Genomic DNA, 230 nt, shown 5'->3' on the forward strand with positions numbered 1-230 from the left:
GGTATCGGGATATTACCTCGCTTAGCTTGTCAAACTGTTCAATCATTGGCGGCACAATTAGGTAAAAGATACCACCTATTACGGCAACGATAAAGACAATTGAGATTATGATCGACAGCACCCTTGTGGGTACGTGCATCTTGTATTGCACAAATTTCACGATTGGGTATATCATGTAAGCCAGTAGCCATGCCACGAAAAACGGCAGCAGCACACTGCTGAGGTAATTC

General features: G+C 43.9%; 1 protein-coding gene. It reads right to left on the minus strand.

All coding sequences use genetic code 11. The annotated features are described in order from the left end of the window. Window positions 1–175: hypothetical protein (locus H6A07_RS10115; RefSeq protein WP_369334326.1), on the minus strand; the 175-nt coding region annotated here is incomplete at its 3' end. Window positions 176–230 lie beyond the last annotated feature (55 nt).

The organism is Olsenella uli (assembly GCF_016899935.1).
In the GTDB taxonomy this organism is placed as follows: Bacteria; Actinomycetota; Coriobacteriia; order Coriobacteriales; family Atopobiaceae; genus Thermophilibacter; species Thermophilibacter uli_B.